Below are 23,431 nucleotides of genomic sequence, written 5' to 3'. Positions count from 1 at the left end.
GGTGCTTGAATTGTCCCGACTCCATCGCCGTTTCGCGGGTTTCCAGGCGTTGGATGACGTCAGCCTGGACATTGCGCCGGGCGAATTCCTCGCCTTGCTCGGGCCTTCGGGCTCGGGCAAGACGACGTTGCTGCGAATCCTGGCCGGCCTCGATTACCCCGACAGTGGCAGCGTGCTCAGGAACGGCGATGACTTCCTCGCCACGCCAGCGCGCGAGCGCCGCATCGGCATGGTGTTCCAGCACTACGCTTTGTTTCGCCACCTCACGGTGATCGAGAACATCGCCTTCGGTTTGCGTGTGCGGCCCTGGCGTACACGGCCGTCGCGTGTCGAGATCCGTGCGCGTGTGGACCGGCTGTTGCGTCGCGTGCAACTGGATGGCCTGGGTACGCGTTACCCCACTCAGCTTTCCGGTGGTCAGCGACAACGCGTGGCGCTGGCTCGTGCGCTTGCGGTGGAGCCGGACATGCTGCTGCTGGACGAGCCATTCGGTGCGCTCGACGCGCAGGTGCGCGTGGCCTTGCGACGCTGGCTGCGCGAGCTGCACGAAGAGCTCGGGCTTACCAGCATCTTCGTCACGCATGACCAGGAAGAAGCCCTGGAACTGGCCGACCGCGTTGCCGTGATGAATAAGGGACGCATCGAGCAGGTGGCGCCACCCGAGGTCATCTACCAGCAGCCTGCTACGCCCTTCGTCTGCGAGTTCATCGGCAAGGTGAACCGCTTTTCGGTACGCCGGCACGCTGGCGGGTTTGCTGCTGGTGGATGGATGGCGGAGGGTGATCCATGGCAAGGGCGCTTCACCGAAGCCGTGGCTTATGTACGACCGGAGCAACTGCGGCTGGCAACGCCGTCGTCGTCGCCGGCGTGGCAGGCGCATCTAAGGCATATCTATTTAGCTGGCGGTGTCGCCCATCTGGATCTCCACGTCGCCTCGCTCGACCTTGCGCTCGAAGCGGACGTGGCTAGCGAAGATCTTTCGCGGTTCGGGCTGCAGCCGGGCATGGATCTACGCGTGGCGCCGCGCAACGTGGTGCTGTTTCCACTGGATGGGAGGGGCGAGCCGCTCAGCGAGGAGCGCTGGATCTGGTACGCACGCAGCCCTGTGCCCGCATGAACGCAGCTGGGCGGCTCAGCGAGCTTCGCCGGGGCGGCCCAGTATCGTTGCGGGGACAGCCGGCTTGAAGGCGACGACCGGCCCCGGCGTGATGTGCTTGCGCCACAAGGCGAGCTGTTCGGCAATACCGGTGCCCACGCTCATCTGCGGCTCCGACGGTGTCAGCTTGTCCTTGGTTTCCCATTTGGCGATTTCGGAAGAGGCCTGGCGGTAGGCTTCCATGAAATCGGTGGTGTGGTTGAGCCCATCGACCAACCACGCGTGCCCGAAATAAGTGATGTCCGAATCGCTACCGCAACCGAACGAGCTGCGATCAGCGCGTGCCGCCGTGATGACCAGCGTGCCAGGGCCCTGAAGCGATGGCACGAAGCCGCCGGAGTAGCAGGCATTGACCACCACGACCTTCCACTTGAAGGGGCGCTTGGACAGGATGCCGGACAGATCGTCCGTGCCGATCTGGTCCAGCGGGAGTGGATCCATATCCACCAGCAGCGTGTGGTCCTCACCACCATGCGTGGTGAGATAGAGCAGCAGGATGTCCTCGTCCGGCTTCATCAGGCTCGCGATGCCGTCGAGGGTTTCCTCCAGATTGCTCCAACTGGCGAGGGGGTGTCGCTCCAGCGAGCCAGGATTGTTCTCCAGCACGACTACGTGTGTGTCGTGGCCGAAGCGCTCTGGAAACATCTTCGCTGCGTACTCGGCCTCGTTGCGGAAGACATCCTCACCACCATCGCCGCCGAAGGCCACGACATAGAGATTGGGTCGACCCGGCGTGCGCGGGCCCAGCTCGGCCAGCGCCTTGTGCACCATGTTGCGCTGGGCGTACATGACTTGTTCGGGTGACGGTGCCTGTTGGGGCCAATTGTCCGAGGGGGAGTTGTCGTCGTCCGTTTCCGCCGTGCTGGCGGGTGCGGGTGCGGTCGTGCTTTGCGCTGCCTGCTCCAGCGCGCCGGCCGCCGGAGCAGGAGGTGCGTGATGAGACAGGCCCACCATGAGCAATACGCCGGCTGCAAAGGCGAGCAGTGCGGTCAGGGCAGTACGCATGGCGGCAACCCGAAAGGTCAGAGGACGATGTCGTCGAACGTGCGGTAGGCCGGGTGACGCGGTGCGTCCGGTATCTCCAGCGGCTCGCGCAGCAGCCAGCCGGTGCGGAATCCGGCGGCACGCGCGGCGTCGAGTTCCTCCACGATGTCGGACAGGAACAGGAGGTGCTCGGGCAATTCGCCGATGGCGTCGGCGATCAGCTCGTAGGAACGCTGTTCGCGCTTGGGCCCAGTCTCGGTATCGAAGTAACCAGAGAACATCGGGGTCAGGTCGCCCGCTTCGCTATAGCGGAAGAACAGCTTCTGCGCAGGTACTGAGCCCGACGAATAGACGTACAGGTGCAGGCCGTCGGCGCGCCACTCATGCAGCTTGGCCGACACTTCGGGGTAGAGGTGTGCCTGGTACTCGCCACCGGCATAGCCTTCTTGCCAGATCATGCCCTGCAGTGCTTTCAGCGCGGTGGACTTGCGGTCTTCCTTGATCCAGCGCAGCAGCAGTTCGATCACTTCCTGGCGCGGTGCTTCGACGATGCCCGCCTCTTTGGCCGCCTCGTGCAGCCAGTGCTGCACTTCCGGCGTGTCGCCATGCGTTTCGATGAAGGCAGGCAGGCGCTTGTAGGCGTACGGGAACAGTACGTCCTTGACGAAGCTGATCGAGCTGGTGGTGCCTTCGATATCGGTGACGATGGCGCGGATGACAGTCATGCGGGAAGGCTTGATAGGGGGAGCGACAAGCTTACCCGGCCCCCACCCCTGGAGCGAGGGGCGGTATGCCGGTTCATGATCCGGGTCACCCGGCCGGGCCGGTGCAAGGCTCAGGCGGCCTGCGCGGAGGTGTGCGGCGTCATGCGGGGGAACTGTGTGGCGATATCCTCGCCGGTGAATTGCGCCACCCAGCCATCCTTGTTGGTGAACAGGCGGATCGCCACGAAGTAGGGGGCTTCGCTCATGTCGAACCAGTGGCGGGTACCGTCCGGCACGCCGATCAGGTCGCCTTGCTCGCACAGCACGTCGTAGACCTTGCCGTTGAGGTGGAGGGTGAACTGGCCGGCACCGGCAACGAAGAAGCGCACTTCGTCTTCGCTGTGCGTGTGCTCGCTGAGGAACTTCTGGCGCAGCGTGGCCCGATCCGGATGGTCCGGCTTGAGGCTGATCACGTCGACGGCCTGGTAGCCCTCTTCGGACATCAGGCGGTCGATGTCGCCGCGGTAAGCCGCGATCACTTCGTCCTGGCTGGCGCCCGGTGCGATCGGCTGGTTGGCTTCCCATTGCTCGAAGCGCACGCCGACTTTGGCCAGCTCGCTGGCGATGTCGCTGTGCTCGGTGTGGACCGATAGCGGGGCATGGGGCTGGGTGTCATTGAAAATGCGCAGACGGCTCATGCCGACAACCTCCGGAGATCAAGTTCGCAACCGAGTAGGAATTCGAGCGCTTCCAGATGACGGCGCGTCTCGGCCATGTCGCGGCCCCAGGTGTAGATACCGTGGCCGTTGATGAGATAGGCATGCAAGGGACGACCGCTGTCCAGCCACGCATCCACCTGCGCAACCAGCTCCGGCATGTGCTGCGTGTTCGGGAACACCGGGATTGCCAGTTCGGCGTCGTGTGTGGTCTGCCCGGCGATGGCCTTCTGCAACTCCCACCCTTCCAGCTTCACCACGCCATCGGGAGCGAACAGGCGCGAGGCCACGCTCTGGGTACGCGAATGCGTGTGCAGCACCACGTTGATCTCAGGGAAGCGACGGTAGATCTGCGTGTGCAGTTCGGTCTCAGCGCTGGGACGAGCGCTGGTGCCGACAGCCTTGCTGTGCATGTCGATCAGCATGATGTCGTCGCGACCGAGCTTGCCCTTGTCGCGGCCCGAGATGGTGATCGCGGCGTGGTCGCCATCGATGCGCATCGAGAAATTGCTACTGGTGGCGGGCGTCCAGCCGGCGGCAGCGAGTTCGCGCGCAGCGTCGGCGATGGCGTCGGAACGCTCGGCGAACAACGCGGGCGAAATGGTGTCTGGGAGAACCTGGCTCATAATGTATGGACGTCCAAACGGGGTGGCACTATACCACGCCCGTTTTCCTCGATGCGCCGAAAATGCGATCCATTCTCACGACTTATCGACGGGACGAGTAGGATCGGCGAAGGTTTGTCACGGGCGTGGCGAACATGAATGCTTTACGACGGAGGTTGGATCCATGTCGCAAGAGAAAGATATCGAATCGCGCCGCCGGTTTCTCAAGGCCGCAGCCGGGACGGCTGTCGCAGCTGCCATGATCGGGACCTTGCCGCGCGTCGCGCGCGCTGCCGATCTGCCGCACCTGGCTGATTCGGATCCGACCGCCAAAGCACTCGGTTACGTCGAAGACGCCAGCAAGACGGCCGACGCAAAGCACAAGGCGGGCGACTCTTGCGCCAACTGCCAGTTCTACTCCGGTGGTCCGACGGGTTACGGTCCGTGCCAGTTGTTCCCAGGCAAGGCAGTGAGCTCGAAGGGCTGGTGCGTATCGCACGCGCCGAAGAAAGCCTGATCACTGCGTTCGACGCGACACAGAAGGCCGGCCACCACGCCGGCCTTTCTTTTTTTATGACGTGCTCGTCACACACACGATCACGTTTTGCGTGATGCGCATGTTGTATTCGCAAAGGAAAACTCGAACCGAAGAACTCGGTGAGAGAAGGTGCTGCCCAGACGCGTCAGGCCGAGGAGCTGACCCGCCTGACGCGCCGGGCGGCAATCCGGGGCCCACTGCCAAGTGATCAACCCACGGAGCACAGATAATACTCCTGGCAGGGCATTTTGGGGCCCGGGGGCCTCAAAATTTTCTCGAAAAAGTCTCGTTAAAATGATTAAAATCAACGAGTTGTAAGTTTATTAAAGACTGGGCCTCACGAATCCTTGCCGGGGACCAATCATTCGTACCCAGGAGGTGATGTACCCCCTGGCGACATTTTCGGCGACGTTGGCGGCAAATCGCCGCCAAAGCCCGCTTAACCCTGTTTGGCCTGCCGGTGGAGCCGGCTGTGGCGCATTCCGTAGCCGAAGTAGATGGCCATGCCCAGCACCGTCCAGATGATCATCAGGAGCCAGTTGAACCAGCTCATGAAATAGAGCAGGGACAGGCAGCTGATCACGCCCGCGGGGCAGATAAACCAGGCCCAGGGCACGCGGAAGCCGCGGTGCAGGTGGGGCGACGTATAGCGCAGGATCAGCACGCCTGCACAGACCGCCACGAAGGCGATCAGCGTGCCCATTGACGTCAGGTCGGCGAGCAGATCCAGCGGAAACACCGCCGCCAGGACAGCGATGCCGATACCCGTAATGACGGTGTTGATATGTGGCGTGCGGTACTTGGGATGGATGCGGTTGAACACCTTCGGCAGCAGACCATCGCGGGACATGATCATGAAGATGCGCGGCTGCGCGATGATCATGACCAGGATCACGGACGACAGGCCGATGAGCGCACCGATCTCAACCACCAGTCGCAACCAGCCGAGTTGCGGGTAGTTCTTCACCGCCGTCACGACAGGCTCTGCCGTGCCGAGCTGGGTGTAGGAGAGCAGGCCCGTGAGCACGGCGGCCATCGCGAGGTAGAGCACCGTGCAGATCACCAGCGAGACCAGCGTTCCGAATGGCAGGTCGCGCTGGGGGTTCTTGCATTCCTGCGCCGCAGTGGATGTCGCCTCGAAACCTATGTAGGCGAAGAACACCATGGCGGCGCCGCGCATGATGCCCGACCAGCCGTACTTGCCAGGTGCTTCGTTGGCCGGAATGAACGGGTGCCAGTTGGCCGGGTTGATATAGCGATAGCCGGCGACCACCACGATGATGATCAGGCCCACCTTGAGCGCCACCATGAGGACGTTGAGCCCGGACGACTCCTTGATGCCCACGTAGCACAGCGCGGTCAGCGCCAGCACGATCGCCACTGCAGGAAGGTTCATCAGGTGACCCGTAGCCACCAGATGACCATCAGTGAAGGCTAGTGGGGCTTCCGTCAGCGACACCGGCAGATGGACACCCATGCTGTCGAGCAGGCTGGTGAAATAGCCGGTCCAACTCGCCGCCACCGCGGAGGCGGAGATGCCGTACTCAAGCACCATGTTCCAGCCGATGAACCAGGCCACCAGTTCGCCTAACGTCGCGTAGGCGTATGAGTACGAGCTGCCTGAGATTGGGATCAGCGTGGCGAACTCGGCGTAGCACAGCGCGGTGAAGGCACTGCAGATCGCTGCCAGCATGAAGGAGATCAGCACGGCCGGGCCGGCGTGTTCCGCAGCGGCCTGGCCGGTCACCACGAAAATGCCGGTGCCGATGACCGCGCCGATGCCCAGCGCAGTGATGCCCCAGGGGCCTAGCGTGCGGCGAAGGGTAGGGCCGTGAGAAGCGTCGTCGGCGTCGGAGAAGTCGGTTTTGCGAGCGAATAACTGTTTGAGCATGCGTCGGCCTGGTGCTGCGGGAGGCGCGGGGTCAAAACGAGAGGGCCGGCGCTGGGCCGGCCCTTCGTGTCGGATCAGGAGTTTTGCTTGCGGAGCTTGCTATGGGAATACCCATAGATGGCATAGATGAGCATGCCGATGGTAGTCCAGCCGAGCATCAGCGGCCAATTGGCGCGGAACGACTGCCAGAACAAGTAAAGGCAGATCACCGACCCGGCCACGCTCACAAACCAGATGCCAGGCACGCGGAACGAACGCGGCAGTTCAGGGCGGGTATAGCGCAGGATCAGCACGCCGATGCACACCGTGGTGAACGCCAGCAGTGTGCCCATCGATACCAATTCACCAAGGATGCTCACCGGGAACAGGCCGGCAATCACCAGCGCCGCAACGCCACCAATGATGGTGGCCACGTGCGGCGTGCGGTGCTTGGCGTGCACGCGTGACATACCCTTCGGCAGCAAGCCGTCCTTCGCCATGCTGAAGAAGATACGCGAGGTGCCCAGCAGCATCACCAGGATCACTGACGACAGGCCGGCAAGCGCGCCGAACGACACGATGGCCTTCAGCCAGTTCAGCTGCGGGTAGAGGCTCAGCGCGGTAGCGACCGGCTCCGGTGTGCCCAGCTTGTAGTACGGAGCAATGCCGGTGAGGGTCAGTGCCATCGCGATATACAGAACGGTGCAGATAGCCAGCGAGCCGAGGATGCCGATGGGCATGTCGCGCTGCGGATTCTTCGCTTCACCTGCCGCCGTCGACACGGCGTCGAAGCCTACGTAGGAGAAGAACACCAGTACGGCGGCGCGGAAGATGCCGCTGGTGCCGAAACGGCCCGGGCCTTCTTCCGGCGGAATGAACGGATGCCAGTTGGCCGGATTGATGAAGCGGAACGCGAAGATCAGGAACAGCGCGATGACCACCACTTTGATGGTCACGATCAGCGAGTTGACGAAGGTCGACTGTGTGATGCCCACGTAGCAGAGCCAGGTCAGGCCGCTGACGATGAGTACCGCCGGCAGGTTGATCAGTGCGCCGGTGGTGACGATCTGGTGCGTGTCGGTGAACTTGAGCGGCGCGGTCGACAGATAGTCGGGCAGCGCCAGCGATAGTCCAGTCCAGTGGCCGAGGATGGAAAGACACTCGTTGAAATAGCCGGACCAGCCGGCCGCCACCGTTGCCACGGCGAACAAATATTCGAGGACGAGGTTCCAGCCGATGAACCAGGCGACGATTTCGCCCAGGGTTGCGTAGGAATAGGCGTACGCGCTGCCGGAAACGGGAATCATCGCCGCGAATTCCGCGTAGCACAGGCCCGCGAAAGCGCAAGCAATGCCGGCGACGATGAAGCTGATGATCAAGGCGGGGCCGGCGTGTTCGGCGGCGGCCTGTCCGGTGATGACGAAGATGCCGGCGCCGATGACCGCGCCGACGCCGAGCGTCACCAGATGGCGGGCGGTAAGTACGCGCTTGAGGCTGGCTTCGCCTTCCAGGCTGTCGTGCGGCAATTCGCCTGCATCGACGTGTGGCGACGCCTGAATCGGGTGCGTCGCGAACAGGTTTTTCAGCATGTTTCTCCCCTACCGCCGGATCTGTCGTTTCTTATGAACTTGCCACCGTGACTTTCGCCACGGTCCATGCATGCGTCGCCTCCCCAGCGACGACAGGCCACCATAGCCCAGCGGACCTTGGCGGTACAAGTTGCACTGCGGTCGCCTGCGGCCCGCTTCTGAACTGGGTCAAGCCCGCCCATCTCTGAAATAATGCAGTTCGGCGGCGACGTAGGTACGCGGCCACTTCTTTATGTTCTTACGCAATGGACGATCCATGAGCGCACTGCTCGCACAGTTTCAGCATTACGGCCAGCAGTGGCCCCATGAGGGCGATGTCTCGCACTTCATCGATTTTTTGGCAGGCGGCCAGCAGGTGTTTCTGCGCGAATCCCTTGAGGGACATTTCACCGGATCGGCATGGCTCGTCAGTGCCGATGGCGAACGCGTCCTGCTGACCCACCACCGCAAATTGAGTCGTTGGCTGCAACTGGGCGGCCATGCTGACGGTGATATGGATCTTTCGCAGGTTGCCTTGCGTGAGGCGGAAGAGGAGTCCGGACTCACCGGTCTCAACGTCGAGCTTGGGCCATTCGATCTCGATCGCCATCGCATTCCCGCCCGCGCGCAGGAGCCGGAGCACTGGCATTACGACGTGCGTTACGTCGTGCGTGCGGGTGCGAACGAGGCCTTCGAAGTCAGCGAGGAATCACACGCACTAGCGTGGCGCTCCATTCGGGAAATCGCCGACGACCCTGCGAGCGACGAATCATTGCGCCGCATGGCGAGCAAGTGGCTGCAGCGTAGCTGAGGCCGCTGCTTAGGCGTACTTCGCGGGTGCCGGATTCAGGTGCCCGCATTCCACGCAAGTGCGGGCATCGATCGAGCGGTAGAAGCGTTCGAACACGGGTGGAAAATCCTGCTCGATGCTGTCGAGGGTGAAGTACTCCTCGTACAACTTGTGGTTGCAGCGCTCGCAGTACCACATCAGGCCGTCTTTCTCGCCGGCGAGGCGTCGCCGCTCGATCACCAGGCCGATGGATTCGGGCATGCGTTGCGGGGAGTGCGGCACGCAGGGCGGCAGGTAGAACATCTGGCCGGCGCGGATCGGTATATCGCGCAACATGCCCTCGTCCTGCACCTTCAGCACCATCTCGCCTTCGAGCTGATAGAAGAATTCCGGACCTTCGTCGTAATGGAAGTCCGTGCGCGCATTCGGGCCGCCTACGATCATCACAATGAAGTCACCGTCCACGATGCACTTGTTGCCGACGGGCGGCTTCAGCAGGTGACGGTGTTCGTCGATCCAGCGTTGCAGGTCGATGGGTGGCGTCAGGGCCATGTAGGGCTCCGTCGGTGGGGAGGGCGACAGGTGGGGAGTGTAAGCACCGCGGCTCAGTCGATCCAGCGTCCTTCGCCGAGCACCGTTTCCAGACGCGAGCGTTCGTCGGGCTGATGGAGGCCTTCGCGATCCAGCCAATTCCTGTCGTAATAGCTGCCGCTGTAGCGATCGCCGCCGTCGCAGATCAGGGTGACCATCGGGCCGTGTTCACCTCGTGCTTTCATTTCAGCCATCAGTTGTAGCGCACCGACCAAGTTCGTGCCGGTAGAGCCACCGCATCGCCGCCCGAGCAGCATTTCCAATAGGCCAAGGGCGGCAATGCTGGCGGCGTCGGGCACGCGCAGCATGCGGTCGATGACGCCGGGCATAAACGACGGTTCCACACGCGGACGACCGATGCCTTCGATGCGCGAGCCGCGCGATAGTTGCAGGCACGGATCGCGATGATGGTAGTAGTCGTAGAACACTGAGTGTTCCGGATCGACCACGGCCAGTTGCGTGCGATCAAGCTGGCCGCCGCGATAACGGATGTAGCGGCCGATGGTGGCGGAAGTGCCGCCCGTGCCGGCCGGTACGACGATCCAGCGCGGCGTGGGATCGGGCTCGTGCTGCATCTGCCGGAAGATCGATTCGGCAATGTTGTTGTTGCCGCGCCAGTCGGTGGCGCGCTCGGCATAGGTGAACTGGTCCATGTAGTGGCCGCCGATCTCGTCGGCCAGCCGTTGCGCGGCGCCATAGACGTCGGTGTCGTCGATGAGATGACAGTGGCCGCCGAAGAATTCGATCTGCGTGATCTTGTCGCGTGAGGTACTACGCGGCATTACCGCAAAGAAGGGCAGGTCGAGCAGCCGCGCGAAATAAGCCTCGGAGATTGCGGTGCTGCCGCTGGATGCTTCCACCACGGGGCGTCCCTGCTCGAGCCAGCCGTTGCAGATGGCATAGAGGAACAGCGAACGTGCCAGTCGATGCTTCAGGCTGCCGGTGGGGTGGACCGATTCATCCTTGAGGTAAAGCGGAATGCCGGGAAAGGCAGGCAAATCCAATCGGATGAGGTGCGTGTCCGCCGAGCGATGGGCCTCGGCGTCCAGCGTCTGGATGGCGTGGCTGATCCAATGGGCGTGCATTCGGCGAGATTAGCACCCGGTCGAGTGAACGCCTTGTCCCCGATCATGGACAAGGCGTTGTTGCCTTTGCGATCAGGGCGACCAGCCCAGGCTGTGAGCCAGCGAGCGGCCGGTGAGCCGATAGCCGTCCGGGCTGAGGTGGATCAGGTCGTGGCCCATCAGACTGGGTTGCGCATGCGCCCAACCGTAGCTGCCGCCTTGTCCGCCCATGAGGTCTTGCCAGCTCCAGGCCGCACAGCCGAAACGGCTGCCTACGTCTCGTTGTACCTGCTCGATGCGCTGGTGTACGCGACTGTAGGTGAGCAGCGGCAGCGTGCCGCCCTTGCCTTGGCGCAACACGCCGCGATCGGGTGGCCCCACCAGCACACACGATGCCTTGGGAAATACTTGTCGCATATTGCCGAGCGCGCGCTCCAGCATCGCGGCGTACTTCTCGGTGTCGAAGTCAGGGTCCGCGCCTTCGTTGGTACCGAATTCCAACAACACGCCGTCGTAACTCACGCCATGCAGTGATTGGGCGAACGTGCTCGGATTGACGTTGGCCCAGCCCTTTACCGTCGCGGAAGGCAGGCCGAACACGTCGAAGCTGACGTCGGGCATCTGCGGTCGGTCAAGGATGAAACCCTGCAGCACCAGCTTGCCCTGCGATACGCGCAGCTTGATGGTGGACATGGCGCCGTTGGTGCCGAGCGCTAACGCCTGGCTGGTATTCGATGCAGGCAATGTCACGGTGCGCTGTGCGCCATCGTCGATCACGTAATCGATGGTCGCGCCGGCGGGTGCGCTATAGATCACCTGGAGCTGTCGCACATCGGCTTGCCGCGAGGGATTGCGCACGTCGAGCCAGACGTAGCTGTCCGGCCCGGCGTCGACGACACGGTTAGCCAAGCCTGGCCCGATGTCGAGCGGCGATGGCGAGGTGTAGGCGATGTCGGTCGTCCAGCTCGAGCCGATGCAGTACGCGCGCAAACCCGGTAGCACCACATTGGCGCGGCCCATCGTTGGCGGCAGTAAGCGAGGGGCGACGCTCAGTCCCTTGTCGCGCAGCGACTGGATCAGCGTCGATGCAAACGGACCACCGGCGATATGGCTGTCTCCCCAGATGGCGATGCGTCGCGGTTGCTCGCTGTTGCCCGGCGCGAATCCAGCAAGGGTCTGTGTATCAACCAGGGGTTGCGGGCGGATGGTCGTCCTGGCCAGCGGGCCGAGTTCGGCGTCGCTGGGCATCTGGGTGCCGCTCATGTTGACGCGGGCGGCGGGGCGGCCCGCTATCGGCTTGGGTGGCGCTGGCGGCGCGTTGGGGCAGACAAGGTCGCTGACGCCGTCGAGCGACGAAGGGGCATCCTGTGCTTGAGCGGGAAGGCTGCAGGAAAGAGCGGAAAGGCCAGCGCACCAGGCACTGATCATCAAAAAACGTGTTACTGGTGCCATGCGCCATATGCTCCGGTCATTCAAGAATCCGTGCCCGCGAGGTTCTCGGGCAGGCCATTCTGCTTCAGATACGCAAGGTGTTTCTTGCGTAGCTTCATGGTGTAGATGCCATCGGGTGTTTCGGTGAGGATCAGCTGCAGATCACGCACGACGTCGCCGCGCTCGCCCAGATGGAACGTCTGCGCCAGCACGCTATCTCGCGTATACGTGTTGGGTGAGGCGGAGTGCGGGCGACCCAATGCTGCCACGCAGCGCCAGCGTACGAAGCCGATGGGTTTGACGATATCGCCCGTGTCATTCGTCCAGCCCTGCGTCGAGATGCGATTGGCGACTTCGATCTGCTGGGCGGGCGTAGCTTCGGCCGGGGTAGGGGCAAATTGATTACCACCCCAGGTTTTCCAGTCGTCCACCGACATGCCAAGGCCGCCGGAATGACGACCGCCGTTCTGCCAATTGGCATCCGTCTCGCAACGGGCCATTTTGTTCCAGTAGTCGTCGCTGGCCGCCGGTTGCGGGGCCAGTTCGAGCGTAGGTGAAAGATCGCCCGTGGCATGGGTCGCCGCGGTCTCGGTCGTGTCTGCTGCTGCGGTTTCCGCCTTGTCACGCGCCAGATGACCTGTGCGCATGATTTCCGTGATGAAGGCGCGCTGGCCGATGGTGGTCAGGTGAACGCCATCGGAAACGAAGTAATCGGGCTGGTTATCCGACGCATCGTTCCAGCGCACAGTAACCACGTTCGGATAGTCGGGCGCCACTTGGTCGATCAGTGCGTTGTTGGCTTCCATCCAGCGACGCGGCACGTGCGTGTTGACCAGCACCACGCGCTTGCAGTCGGACAGCATGGAAAGAATCTGCCGCAGCTGATCCTCGGTGACGTAGCCGTTGGTTCCCAGGTGTACCAGTGCCACTTCGCGCACGGCGCCTGCGCTCTTGAGCGTCTTGATCTGTCGGATGACATCGGCGGCCTGCCAGCCCATCGTTGCGTGCACGTCCGCGCCGGGCAGCGTGGCCTTCAGCAGGCGGCTGGAGCCCAGCAACACGGAGTCGCCCACGGCCGTCAGCTCGTCACCGGTGAACGCCTCCACGGCGGGTTGATCCGGTTGCGTGTCGACTACCGGTGCAACCACGGGTTCGACAGGCGCTTCCACCGACACGGCTGCAATGGGTGCAATCGTGTCCTGTAGTTGGATTGGTGCTACGGGTGCAGTGAGGTCGAGCGCATCGCGCACGTCTTGCGCGGGCTTCGCTTGCGCGGGCGCGTGCCAGAGCGAGACGCCCATGGAGGCGAATACCAGCACCAGCGTAGCGATCACCGCCACGCGTCCCGGCCATGCGTGGCGGCGCGTGCTGGTGAAGATGCGTCCGAGCGCACCGCGACGAATGGGCATTTCCAGATAGCGGTAGGAGAGCGCTGCCACGACGAGCGTCAGCACGATGCGCACGACGAGCACCGAGCGGTTGTCCAGCGCGCGCAGATCCATACCCGGGCGCGTCAGCATGAACACCGGCCAGTGCCACAGGTAGATCCCGTAGGAGCGCTCGCCGATCCAGCGCATCACGGGGTTATCAAGGCAGCGGCCGAACGCCATGCCCGGATGCGTGGCGATCATGATCAGTGCGAGCGACGTCGCCGCAGCGGCAAGGAAGCCCCACGGATAAAGCCTGGGCGTGTCTTCGCCCATCATGGCGAACAGCGCGACCATGCATGTCAGTGCGATCAGACCGAGCAGCCAGCCGGTGGCGCGGGCCATCACACCTGGGCGATCCAGTTCGGGTGACGGCTGCCAGAGCAGGCCCAGGGCCGAACCGAGCAGCAGGGCAAAGCCGTGGGTATCGGTGCCGAAATACAGGCGCGACGGATCACCCTGTCCGGGATAGCCGATCTTGTGCGCCAACAGCGCCATCCATGCGGCGGAAGCCGCGGCAAGCGCGATGGCGATAACCGCCATGCCTCGACGCTTCATGCGCGGTAGAAGAATGAAGGCCAGCGGCGCCCACAGGATGTAGAACTGCTCTTCGATGGCGAGCGACCACAGGTGCTGCAGAAGCGGTGGTCGGCCCGTGGCCTCGAAGTAGGAGGTCTGGCTGCGCAGCAATTCCCAGTTGGTGACGTAGGCGAGCGAAGCGACGACGTCGTTGCGCAGATGGGGCAGTGCATCGCGCGCGACCCACGTGGCGATCGCCACCACCACGGCCATCATCAGCCACGATGCGGGCAGCAGGCGTTTGGCGCGACGCCAGTAGAAGTCGCGCAGATCCAGCCGACCCCTGCGGTCCACTTCACGGGCCATCAGCCCCGTAATGAGGAAGCCGGAAATGACAAAGAACAGATCGACGCCGAGGTAGCCACCTCGCGCCCAGTAAAAATCGGCATGAAAAAGCACGACGGCCGACACCGCGATGGCCCGGAGGCCATCGAGTCCGGAAAGTCGTGTGTGGACGGATGGAACGATCTGCGTGGTGACTGTTGCCACATCCGGGTGGCCTTCCACTTCCTGTGGATACTCTGCGAGTAGCATGGTGCCGTTCTTGGTTAGGGGCCTTGTCCATAAGCATGGCCGTCGTTTGTGCTGCAGCGACGGCCAAAACGGGCAAATCCGGGGCGACTTGCTGCGCCCCTGCGGTCAAACCTCCAATGTCGCCAGATCGCCCTTTTCCTCGAGCCACGCCTTGCGGTCGCTGGCGCGCTTCTTGGCAAGCAGCATGTCCATCAGCTTGGTCGTGCCATCGTCGCCATCCACGGTGAGCTGCACCAGGCGGCGCGTGTCCGGATGGATGGTCGACTCGCGCAACTGGCCCGGATTCATCTCGCCCAGACCCTTGAAGCGGGTGGTGCTGACCTGGCCTTTCATCTTTTCGCGTTGCACGCGCTCGAGCATCGCGTTCTTTTCGTTTTCGTCCAGGCAGTAGAAAACCTGCTTGCCCACGTCCACGCGGAACAGGGGCGGCATGGCAACGAACACGTGCCCTTCGCGGACCAGCGACGGGAAGTGCCTGAGGAACAGCGCACTGAGCAAGGTAGCGATGTGCAGGCCGTCGGAATCCGCGTCGGCGAGGATCACCACCTTGCCGTAGCGCAAGCCGGACAGGTCGTCCTTGCCGGGGTCGCAACCAATGGCGACGGCGAGGTTGTGCACTTCTTCGGAGGCGAGCACCGAGCCGGACTCGACTTCCCAGGTGTTGAGGATCTTGCCGCGTAGCGGAAGAATGGCCTGGAATTCCTTGTCGCGCGCCTGCTTGGCGCTACCGCCCGCCGAGTCGCCTTCCACCAGGAACAGCTCGGTGCGGCTAAGGTCGGTGGCGGTGCAGTCGGCGAGCTTGCCGGGCAGGGCGGGGCCCTGGGTAATCTTCTTGCGCACCACCTGCTTGGCGGCCTTCAGGCGCGCACTGGCGCGCTCGATGGCGAGCTGGGCGATGCGCTCACCCAGGTCCACGTGCTGGTTGAGCCACAGGCTGAAGGCATCGTGGATGACGCCTTCGACCATGCCAGCCGCATTGCGGGAGGACAGGCGCTCCTTGGTCTGGCCGGCGAACTGCGGGTCTTGCAGCTTGGCCGACAGTACGAAGGCGAGGCGCTCCCACACGTCTTCCGGCGCGAGCTTCACGCCGCGCGGCAGCAGGTTGCGGATGTCGCAGAACTCGCGAATGGCATTGGTGAGGCCCGAGCGCAGGCCGTTCACGTGCGTACCGCCCTGGGCGGTGGGAATGAGGTTGACGTAGCTTTCCTGCACCAGCTCGCCTTCAGGCAGCCAGGCGAGGGCCACGTCGAGACCATCGGCCTCGCGCTGTACGTGGTGCACGAACAGCTCGGCCGGGATGGCCTCGGCGTTGGACAACTCGTCGCGCAGGTAGTCGCGCAGGCCGTCCTCGTAATACCACTCGTTGACGTCGCCCGTGGCTTCGTCCACCAGCTTCACGTTGAGGCCGGCGCACAGCACGGCCTTGGCGCGCAGCAGGTGGCGCAGCTTGCCCAGCGAGATCTTCGGCGAGTCGAAATACTTCGGGTCGGCCCAGAAGCGCACCGTGGTGCCGGTCTTTTTCTTCGGCACCGTGCCAATGATCTCGAGCTCACTGGCGCGGTCGCCGTTCTCGAAGGCCATGCGGTATTCGTTGCCGTCGCGGCGGATGGTAACTTCCACGCGATTGGACAGCGCGTTCACCACGGACACGCCGACGCCGTGCAAGCCACCGGAGAAGTTGTAGTTCTTGCCAGAGAACTTACCGCCCGCGTGCAGACGAGTGAGGATCAGCTCAACGCCCGGCACGCCTTCTTCCGGGTGGATGTCCACCGGCATGCCGCGGCCGTCGTCGCTCACCTCGACCGAGCCATCGGTATGGACGATCACCTCAATGGATTTGGCGTGGCCAGCGAGGGCCTCGTCCACCGAGTTGTCGACCACTTCCTGCACCAAGTGGTTCGGGCGGGAGGTGTCCGTATACATGCCGGGGCGGCGCTTGACCGGGTCAAGGCCAGAGAGGACTTCAATGTCGGCGGCGTTGTAGCGACTGCTCATGCGGGAAAGTGGACAGCGTGGTTAATCGCGGGAGGATGAGTGGCGGGCGCGGGGAGGTCAAGCATTGACACGATCTTGCGGTGCTTCCGGGGCATTGAGGGATCCGCCGGCCGCCCCCGCTATGGCGAGCTGCCAGGCCGTCGGACCACTTATATACATATAGTCAGGGTAGTTAGCGGCCGCCCGTCCTGCCGGAGGCGATTAGTCAGGGTAGGTCTTGCCGATTCAATGCCGGGGCGTGAGATAGATCCCGGCGGTGTAGGAGCGCGGCTCGCCATGTGCGCTGAGCTGGCCCCAGGGCAGCTCCCAGGTACCACCGAATGCTGGCGCATGAGCGAACGTGGCGTGATCGGCGGCCCGGCCCAGTGCGGCTTGCGCCATGCGTACTAACAGCTGGACCTCCCGCTTGAGCAGGGCCTCGCTGACCCGGTTCCAGTCTAACGGGCTCAGGGGGCCGTTGGCGAGGTGCATGGACATGCCGGCCCCACGGCCCCGGTAGAACGTGAGGGCTACATACCATCGGTGCGCTTCGATGGCTTCCTGCCAGCCCTGGAATGTGAGCAGGTCTGGCACATGCGGATTGGGGTGGCAGGTGAGCCGGGCGTAGGCCCGGGTCTGCTCAAAGGCGGTCAGTTCGCTATCGACGGCCAACGTTTCGCCGTCACCGAAGTCCACGATGCCGCTGGGCAGGTCAAGCATGCTGGCGTCCGCCCGTCAGAGTGGTGCGCAGTGCCGCTCGAGCCATGCCAGGTCAGCGTCCTCCAATAGCGGCGCCAGCGCGGCGCGGACGGTGGCGTGGTAATCATCCAGCCAGGCGCGCTCTTCGGGGTTGAGCAGGCTCGGTTCCAGCGCGCGGCGGTCGAACGGGCACAGGGTCAGCGTTTCGAACCCATAGAACTCGCCGAACTCGGTCTTTTCGGCCTCGACCACAACGGCCAGGTTCTCGTGGCGAATACCGTGTCGCCCCGGCTTGTAGAGGCCCGGTTCGATCGAAGTGATCATGCCCGGGTCCAGTGGCACCAGTGTGGCGCCGGAGGCGGGCGGGCGGATGCCGTGCGGCCCTTCATGGACATTAAGGAAGTAGCCCACGCCGTGGCCGGTGCCATGGCCATAGTCCATGCCGCTGGCCCAGAGCGGTGCGCGCGCCAGCGCGTCGAGCTGCGGGCCGCTGGCCCCTTTCGGAAAGCGGGCGCGACTGAGAGCAATCATGCCCTTCAATACGAGCGTCCCGTCGCGCCGTTGCTCGGCCGTGGTTTCGCCCAGGGCAAGCACACGCGTGATATCGGTGGTGCCACCCAGGTACTGGCCACCGGAATCGACCAGCAGCAGGCCCTGGGCCTTGAGCGTGCTGTGCGCCTCCGGCGTGGCCCGATAATGCGGCAGCGCGCCGTTGGCCATATAGCCGGCGATGGTCGAGAAACTCTCACCGACGAAGTTCGGTTGGGCCGAGCGTTCCTCGCGCAGGAGTGTGTCCACGTCCAGCTCGGTTTGCGTCATGCCGGCGGTGACGCGTTCCTCCAGCCGGCGGAAGGCGCGTGCGAGTGCTGCGCCGTCCCGGCGCATCACGTCGCGAATATGTTCCAGCTCGGCTTCCGTCTTGCGCGCCTTGAGTAGTGTGGAAGGGTTGGCCGCTTCGACCGGTCCCGTGGTGCTGGGAATGGCGGCGGCCACGGCCACCACGACGCGATTGCTGTCGAGCAGCAGGCGATCCTGTGCACCGAGCTCGGAAAGCGCGTCTGTCACTGTGCCGTAATCAGCGATGCGAATCTGATCAGTACCGAGTGCGCTTACGAGCGCGTCGGTGAGCTTGCCGCGATCGACAAACAGCGTGGCGTGACCTTCTGCCTGCACCAGCAGATGTGCGAGGAACACCGGATTGCACTCAACATCGCTGCCGCGCAGGTTGGTCAACCAAGCGATGTCATCCAGGCTGGACACCAGGTGATGCGTCGCGCCCAGTTTGCGCATGGCGGTACGCAGGCGGCCGAATTTGTCGCTTCGCGGCTGGGTCGCATAACGGATGGCGTGCTCAACCACGGGAGCGGAGGGCAGGGTGGGACGATCCGGCCAGATCAGTCCGGGCAGGTCCAGGTCGGTGCGCAGGCGGGCGCCGATGCGCTCCAGGCGTCGCTCGAGCTGTCGTGCGACGGCCAGCGGAAAACTGTCACCGGCCACGGCGAGGGTTTGTCCCTCGGACAGATGGTCCAGCAGCCACTCGACGTGCTCGGGCGCGTGGGCTACGCGCTGCTTCATCAGATCAACGCCGCTACCGGCCAGTTCCGTCGCGGCCTGCGCGAAATAGCGGCTGTCGGTCCACAGTCCCGCATGGTTGGCGGTGACGACGAGCGTGCCGGCCGAGCCACTAAAGCCAGAAAGCCATGCGCGAGCCTGCCAATGGGCGGGCAGGTACTCGGACAGATGTGGGTCAGCGCTAGGGACGAGGCAGGCGGCAACGTCGTGCTGCTGCATGGCTTGCCGCAAGGCGACCAGTTTCGCGGGCGTGGTGTGGTCCATCGACGCATGGTAGCAGGGGCGTCGATCCGTCGATTTTCGGGGTTCTGCTACGAAAGTCGGCGTGCGAATGCGGGTGCGCGCACTTGCTTTTTTTAGTCAAGTGGCCGCAGGCGTCTGCGCAAAAAATTACATGTGCGGCATTGTGTCTCAAAGAAGTACCAACGCGAACCTAACATGGCTACCATGCCGCGTCCCCACGCTGCACCCCAGGTAGTCAGTGAACATGCAAGCCCTTTTTTCGCGCCTGCGTTACGCAGGCGTTGGCGTCGCTGTGTTGCTCAGCGGCTGCAACTTGGAAGTCCTCACGCCCAAGGGCGATGTGGGTGCCCATGAGAAGTCCCTCATCCTGATCGCGCTGGGCCTGATGGCCGTGGTGGCGATTCCGGTGATTGCGATGACGCTGTGGTTCCCCTGGCGCTACCGCTCCTCGAACAAGAAAGCTACCTACGCGCCGAACTGGTCGCACTCGAACAAGATCGAGGTGGTGGTGTGGACCATCCCGGCCATCATCGTGGCGATTCTTGCGGTGATCACCTGGACGAGTTCGCATGCGCTTGATCCGTACAAGCCGCTGGAATCGGAAGCCAAGCCGATCACCGTGCAGGTGGTCTCGATGGACTGGAAGTGGTTGTTCGTTTACCCGGAATACGGCGTGGCCTCGGTGAACGAGTTGGCCTTCCCGACCGATCGCCCGGTGAACTTCCAGCTCACCTCCGATTCGGTGATGAACGCCTTCTTCATTCCGCAGCTGGGCAGTCAGATCTACGCCATGGCGGGTATGGAAACCAAGCTGCACCTGATCGCGCGTGAGCCGGGCACCTATGCAGGCCTTTCGACCAACTTCAGTGGCGAAGGCTTCTCGGACATGCACTTCAAGGCCATCGCGACCTCCGAAGACGGCTTCAACGAGTGGATCGCCAAGGCCAAGGCCTCGCAGGCGAATCTTGATGACGCGGGCTACAAGGCGCTGGCGCAGCCCAGCGAGAAGGCTCCGGTCACGTATTACGGCAACGTCACACCCAACCTCTTTGTGGGCGTGATCAACCAGCACATGGGCGGGATGTCGCATGACGCCGCCAAGCACGGCGAGATGCAGATGGAAGGCATGCATCACGACGCGCCGCAGGAAGGCATGCAGATGGACATGCACAACCACGAGGGCGGGGACGCAGTGTCCTCGAACATCACCCCGGCCAAGGCAGAGAAGTAAGCCATGTTTGGAAAGCTCACCCTTGACGCGGTCCCGTATCACGAGCCAATCGTGATGGGCACGCTCGTTGCCGTCATTCTTGGCGGTCTGGCGATGCTCGCCATCATCACCAAGTTCCGTCTATGGGGTTACCTGTGGAAGGAGTGGTTCACGTCTGTGGACCACAAGAAAATCGGCATCATGTACATCATCGTGGCGCTGGTCATGCTGCTGCGTGGCTTCTCCGATGCCATCATGATGCGCATGCAGCAGGCCATGGCCGCCGGTGAATCGGCCGGCTATCTGCCGCCGCACCACTTCGATCAGGTGTTCACCGCGCACGGTGTCATCATGATCTTCTTCGTGGCCATGCCGTTCATCACGGGCCTGATGAACATGGTGGTGCCGCTGCAGATCGGCGCGCGCGACGTGGCCTATCCGTTCCTGAACTCGCTCAGCTTCTGGCTGTTCATGTCGGGCGTGGTGCTGGTGATGGTGTCGCTGTTCGTGGGCGACTTTGCCGCCACCGGCTGGCTCGCTTATCCGCCGCTCTCGGGCATCAAGTACAGCCCAACAGTAGGCGTGGATTACTACATCTGGTCACTGCAGCTGTCTGGCCTGGGTACCACGTTGAGCGGTATCAACTTCATCGTCACCATCATGAAGATGCGTGCCCCTGGCATGACGCTGATGAAGATGCCGGTGTTCACGTGGACTGCACTGGTCACCAACATCCTGATCGTGGCCGCGTTCCCGATCCTGACGGTGACGCTGGCGCTGCTCACGGCTGATCGCTACCTCGACATGCACTTCTTCACGAACGAGCTTGGCGGCAACGCCATGATGTACGTGAACATGATCTGGATCTGGGGTCACCCGGAGGTCTACATCCTGATCCTGCCGTGCTTCGGTGCGTACTCGGAGATCGTCGCGACGTTCTCCAAGAAGCCGTTGTTTGGCTACAAGTCGATGGTCTATGCGACTTCGTGCATCGGCGTGCTCTCGTTCGTTGTGTGGTTGCACCACTTTTTCACCATGGGTTCGGGTGCCAGCGTCAATGCCTTCTTCGGCATCACGACGATGATCATCTCGGTGCCCACGGGTGCAAAGCTGTTCAACTGGCTGTTCACCATGTATCGCGGCCGCGTGGAATACAACGTGCCGATGCTGTGGACGGTGGGCTTCATGGTCACCTTCGTGATCGGCGGCGTCACCGGCGTGCTGATGGCTGTGCCGGGCGCAGACTTTGTGCTGCACAACAGCGTGTTCCTGATCGCGCACTTCCACAACGTGATCATCGGCGGCGTGGTGTTCGGCGTGTTCGCGGCAATCAACTACTGGTTCCCGAAGGCCTTCGGCTTCCGCCTCAATGAGTTCTGGGGCAAGGCGTCCTTCTGGTGCTGGCTGGTCGGCTTCTGGATGGCCTTTGCACCGCTGTACGTGCTCGGCCTGAAGGGCATGACGCGTCGTATGAACCATTACGCCAACCCGGATTGGCAGCCGTTCCTGATCGTCGCCGCCCTCGGCGCCGCGGTCATTGCGGTGGGCATCCTCTGCACCCTCGTGCAGTTCTATGTCTCCATCCGCGACCGCAAGAGCCTCACCGATCCCAGCGGCGACCCGTGGGGTGGCCGCACCCTGGAGTGGGCCATCAGCTCGCCCGCGCCTTTCTACAACTTCGCCATCGTTCCCCAGGTCAAAGAGCTCGACCAATTCTGGGAAGACAAACAAAACGGAGTCGCCTACGTGCAGCCTGCCAAGTACGAAGACATTCACATGCCCCGTAACACCGGCGTCGGTGTGGTCATGGGCGCATTCGGTACGGTCCTGGGCTTTGCCCTGGTGTGGCACATCTGGTGGCTGGCGGCCGTGGGCCTGCTGGGCATGATTGGTGCCTTCATCGTCCGCGCTTACGACCGCGACATCGATTACTGGGTGCCGGCGGCCGAGGTCGAGAAGATCGAGCGTTCGCGTCACGCGCAGCTCAAACAGTTCCAGACCACGCAGGTGGCTCCGGTGGCCGCGCCGCAGCGTCAGAAGGTGGCGTAACCCATGAGCAGTCCTGCAGCAAGCGCCACGCATGGCGCGCTCGACGGCGTCTCCCATGGTGGAGACGCCCATCACCACGACGATGGATCCAAGACCCTGCTGGGGTTCTGGATCTATCTGATGAGCGACTGCCTGATCTTCTCAGGCCTGTTTGCAACCTTCGCCGTGCTGGGTAACAGCACGGCCGGCGGCCCGACCGCCAAGGAACTGTTCGAGCTGCCGTATGTGCTCGGCGAGACGATGCTGCTGCTCTTCTCGTCGGTCACCTTCGGCATGGCCATGCTTAACATGCATGCCGGCAAGAAGGGCGGCGTGGTGGCTTGGCTGGCGGTGACGTTCCTCTTCGGTGCCGGCTTCATCGGCATGGAAGTCTACGAGTTCGCCAAGCTCATCCATGAAGGCGCGGGCCCGAGCCATAGCGCGTTCCTGTCCAGCTACTTCACGCTGGTGGGCACGCACGGTCTGCACGTCACCTGCGGCCTGATTTGGCTGGTGGTGATGATGGATCAGATCCGTCGCTTCGGTCTGACCGATGCCACCCAGCGTCGCCTGTCGTGCCTGAGCCTGTTCTGGCACTTCCTGGACATCGTCTGGATCTGCGTCTTCACCTTTGTGTACCTGCGGGGGGCCATCTGATGTCCGGCAACCACCATTCCCACGACGCCCACCACGGCGCCGAGCATGCCGATCACGGCAGCACCAAGTCCTACGTCGTCGGCTTCGTGCTGTCGGTGGTGCTGACGCTGGCGTCATTCGGCGTGGTCATGAGCGGCAAGGTTCCGCACGACCTGATGATGCCGGGCATCATCGTGTTCGGCGTGGCTCAGCTCATCGTCCAGCTGAAGTATTTCCTGCATATGGGTCTGTCACCGTCCCAGCGCAGCAATTTCGCCATCATGCTGTTCACTCTGCTGATCCTGGCCATCGTGGTGGTCGGTTCGCTGTGGGTGATGCACAACATGAATGCGAACATGATGCATCCGACGTCCCAGATGATGCCGGTCGAATAAGGCGGCTCGTCAGGGTTCGCGACGGGGCGCCTTCGGGCGCCCTTGTCGTTTCTGGGGCTGGGTGGGCGGCTTCAATTTTTCGATCCGTCATTCCGGCCGGCGCCGGAATGACGAGCA

20 protein-coding genes are annotated in these 23,431 nt (G+C 63.1%); 7 read left to right on the top strand and 13 right to left on the bottom strand.

The window, feature by feature from the left end; genetic code table 11:
* Position 1: 1 nt before the first annotated feature.
* Complete coding sequence (locus DYST_RS05125; RefSeq protein ID WP_239950517.1) at positions 2–1,117, top strand: sulfate/molybdate ABC transporter ATP-binding protein; 1,116 nt, start codon at positions 2–4, stop codon at positions 1,115–1,117.
* Between the two features lie 15 nt (positions 1,118–1,132).
* Here the strand turns inward: DYST_RS05125 and DYST_RS05120 are convergent, their stop codons facing one another.
* The 4 genes from DYST_RS05120 to DYST_RS05105 form a co-directional block, all read right to left on the bottom strand.
* Positions 1,133–2,161, bottom strand: a complete 1,029-nt coding sequence (locus DYST_RS05120; RefSeq protein ID WP_239950515.1) for a C13 family peptidase — start codon at positions 2,159–2,161, stop codon at positions 1,133–1,135.
* 17 nt (positions 2,162–2,178) lie between these two features.
* A complete protein-coding gene (gene mtnC / locus DYST_RS05115) occupies positions 2,179–2,865 on the bottom strand; it encodes an acireductone synthase (protein ID WP_239950514.1) in 687 nt (228 codons plus the stop codon).
* Positions 2,866–2,975: 110 nt separating this feature from the next.
* On the bottom strand, positions 2,976–3,542 hold the full coding sequence (locus DYST_RS05110) for a 1,2-dihydroxy-3-keto-5-methylthiopentene dioxygenase (protein WP_239950513.1): 567 nt from the start codon (positions 3,540–3,542) through the stop codon (positions 2,976–2,978).
* Positions 3,539–4,186 (bottom strand): methylthioribulose 1-phosphate dehydratase, encoded by a 648-nt coding sequence (locus tag DYST_RS05105; protein ID WP_239950512.1) that lies wholly within the window; start codon positions 4,184–4,186, stop codon positions 3,539–3,541. The genes DYST_RS05110 and DYST_RS05105 overlap by 4 nt, the downstream gene beginning before the upstream one ends.
* Before the next feature lie 163 nt (positions 4,187–4,349).
* Between DYST_RS05105 and DYST_RS05100 the strand changes: the two genes are divergently transcribed.
* A complete protein-coding gene (locus DYST_RS05100) occupies positions 4,350–4,682 on the top strand; it encodes a high-potential iron-sulfur protein (protein ID WP_102304416.1) in 333 nt (110 codons plus the stop codon).
* Between the two features lie 460 nt (positions 4,683–5,142).
* On the opposite strand, the gene DYST_RS05095 is transcribed toward DYST_RS05100, so the two are convergent.
* Entirely contained in the window at positions 5,143–6,594 is a 1,452-nt protein-coding gene (locus tag DYST_RS05095; protein WP_239950511.1) for an amino acid permease, read from the bottom strand.
* Between the two features lie 74 nt (positions 6,595–6,668).
* Positions 6,669–8,162 carry an APC family permease gene (locus DYST_RS05090; RefSeq protein WP_239950510.1) on the bottom strand — a complete coding sequence of 498 codons (1,494 nt, stop codon included), beginning with the start codon at positions 8,160–8,162 and terminating at the stop codon, positions 6,669–6,671.
* Positions 8,163–8,418: 256 nt separating this feature from the next.
* On the opposite strand from DYST_RS05090, the gene DYST_RS05085 reads away from it, so the two are divergent.
* Entirely contained in the window at positions 8,419–8,952 is a 534-nt protein-coding gene (locus tag DYST_RS05085; RefSeq protein WP_239950509.1) for an NUDIX hydrolase, read from the top strand.
* Positions 8,953–8,961: 9 nt separating this feature from the next.
* Here DYST_RS05085 and DYST_RS05080 read toward each other — a convergent pair whose 3' ends face one another.
* The 7 genes from DYST_RS05080 to DYST_RS05050 form a co-directional block, all read right to left on the bottom strand.
* Positions 8,962–9,483: a 3-hydroxyanthranilate 3,4-dioxygenase gene (locus DYST_RS05080; protein ID WP_102304412.1), complete on the bottom strand. Its 522-nt coding sequence runs from the start codon at positions 9,481–9,483 to the stop codon at positions 8,962–8,964.
* A gap of 53 nt (positions 9,484–9,536) precedes the next feature.
* Positions 9,537–10,607, bottom strand: coding sequence for a PLP-dependent cysteine synthase family protein (locus tag DYST_RS05075; RefSeq protein WP_239950508.1), 1,071 nt, complete (start codon positions 10,605–10,607; stop codon positions 9,537–9,539).
* 72 nt (positions 10,608–10,679) lie between these two features.
* On the bottom strand, positions 10,680–11,849 hold the full coding sequence (locus DYST_RS05070; protein ID WP_239950507.1) for a GDSL-type esterase/lipase family protein: 1,170 nt from the start codon (positions 11,847–11,849) through the stop codon (positions 10,680–10,682).
* 209 nt (positions 11,850–12,058) lie between these two features.
* Positions 12,059–14,557 carry an acyltransferase family protein gene (locus tag DYST_RS05065; protein ID WP_239950505.1) on the bottom strand — a complete coding sequence of 833 codons (2,499 nt, stop codon included), beginning with the start codon at positions 14,555–14,557 and terminating at the stop codon, positions 12,059–12,061.
* A gap of 105 nt (positions 14,558–14,662) precedes the next feature.
* The gene (parE, locus tag DYST_RS05060; RefSeq protein WP_102304408.1) at positions 14,663–16,552 is read right to left on the bottom strand and encodes a DNA topoisomerase IV subunit B; all 1,890 of its coding nucleotides are present in this window, start codon (positions 16,550–16,552) and stop codon (positions 14,663–14,665) included.
* 225 nt (positions 16,553–16,777) lie between these two features.
* Positions 16,778–17,251 (bottom strand): hypothetical protein, encoded by a 474-nt coding sequence (locus DYST_RS05055; RefSeq protein WP_239950502.1) that lies wholly within the window; start codon positions 17,249–17,251, stop codon positions 16,778–16,780.
* A gap of 15 nt (positions 17,252–17,266) precedes the next feature.
* The gene (locus DYST_RS05050; RefSeq protein WP_239950501.1) at positions 17,267–19,066 is read right to left on the bottom strand and encodes an aminopeptidase P family protein; all 1,800 of its coding nucleotides are present in this window, start codon (positions 19,064–19,066) and stop codon (positions 17,267–17,269) included.
* Positions 19,067–19,289: 223 nt separating this feature from the next.
* Between DYST_RS05050 and cyoA the strand changes: the two genes are divergently transcribed.
* From cyoA to cyoD, 4 genes are read left to right on the top strand one after another with little or no spacing between them, the layout of a single operon-like run.
* The gene (gene cyoA / locus DYST_RS05045) at positions 19,290–20,276 is read left to right on the top strand and encodes a ubiquinol oxidase subunit II (RefSeq protein ID WP_102304405.1); all 987 of its coding nucleotides are present in this window, start codon (positions 19,290–19,292) and stop codon (positions 20,274–20,276) included.
* A gap of 3 nt (positions 20,277–20,279) precedes the next feature.
* Positions 20,280–22,304: a cytochrome o ubiquinol oxidase subunit I gene (gene cyoB, locus DYST_RS05040; protein WP_102304404.1), complete on the top strand. Its 2,025-nt coding sequence runs from the start codon at positions 20,280–20,282 to the stop codon at positions 22,302–22,304.
* Between the two features lie 3 nt (positions 22,305–22,307).
* Positions 22,308–22,940: a cytochrome o ubiquinol oxidase subunit III gene (gene cyoC, locus DYST_RS05035; RefSeq protein WP_239950499.1), complete on the top strand. Its 633-nt coding sequence runs from the start codon at positions 22,308–22,310 to the stop codon at positions 22,938–22,940.
* Complete coding sequence (cyoD, locus tag DYST_RS05030) at positions 22,940–23,314, top strand: cytochrome o ubiquinol oxidase subunit IV (RefSeq protein ID WP_239950497.1); 375 nt, start codon at positions 22,940–22,942, stop codon at positions 23,312–23,314. The genes cyoC and cyoD overlap by 1 nt, the downstream gene beginning before the upstream one ends.
* Positions 23,315–23,431 lie beyond the last annotated feature (117 nt).

The sequence above is a fragment of the Dyella terrae genome (genome assembly GCF_022394535.1).
Lineage (GTDB): Bacteria > Pseudomonadota > Gammaproteobacteria > Xanthomonadales > Rhodanobacteraceae > Dyella.
Note: the sequence above shows the minus strand (reverse complement) of the source record. Positions and strands in the feature narration are given on the sequence as shown.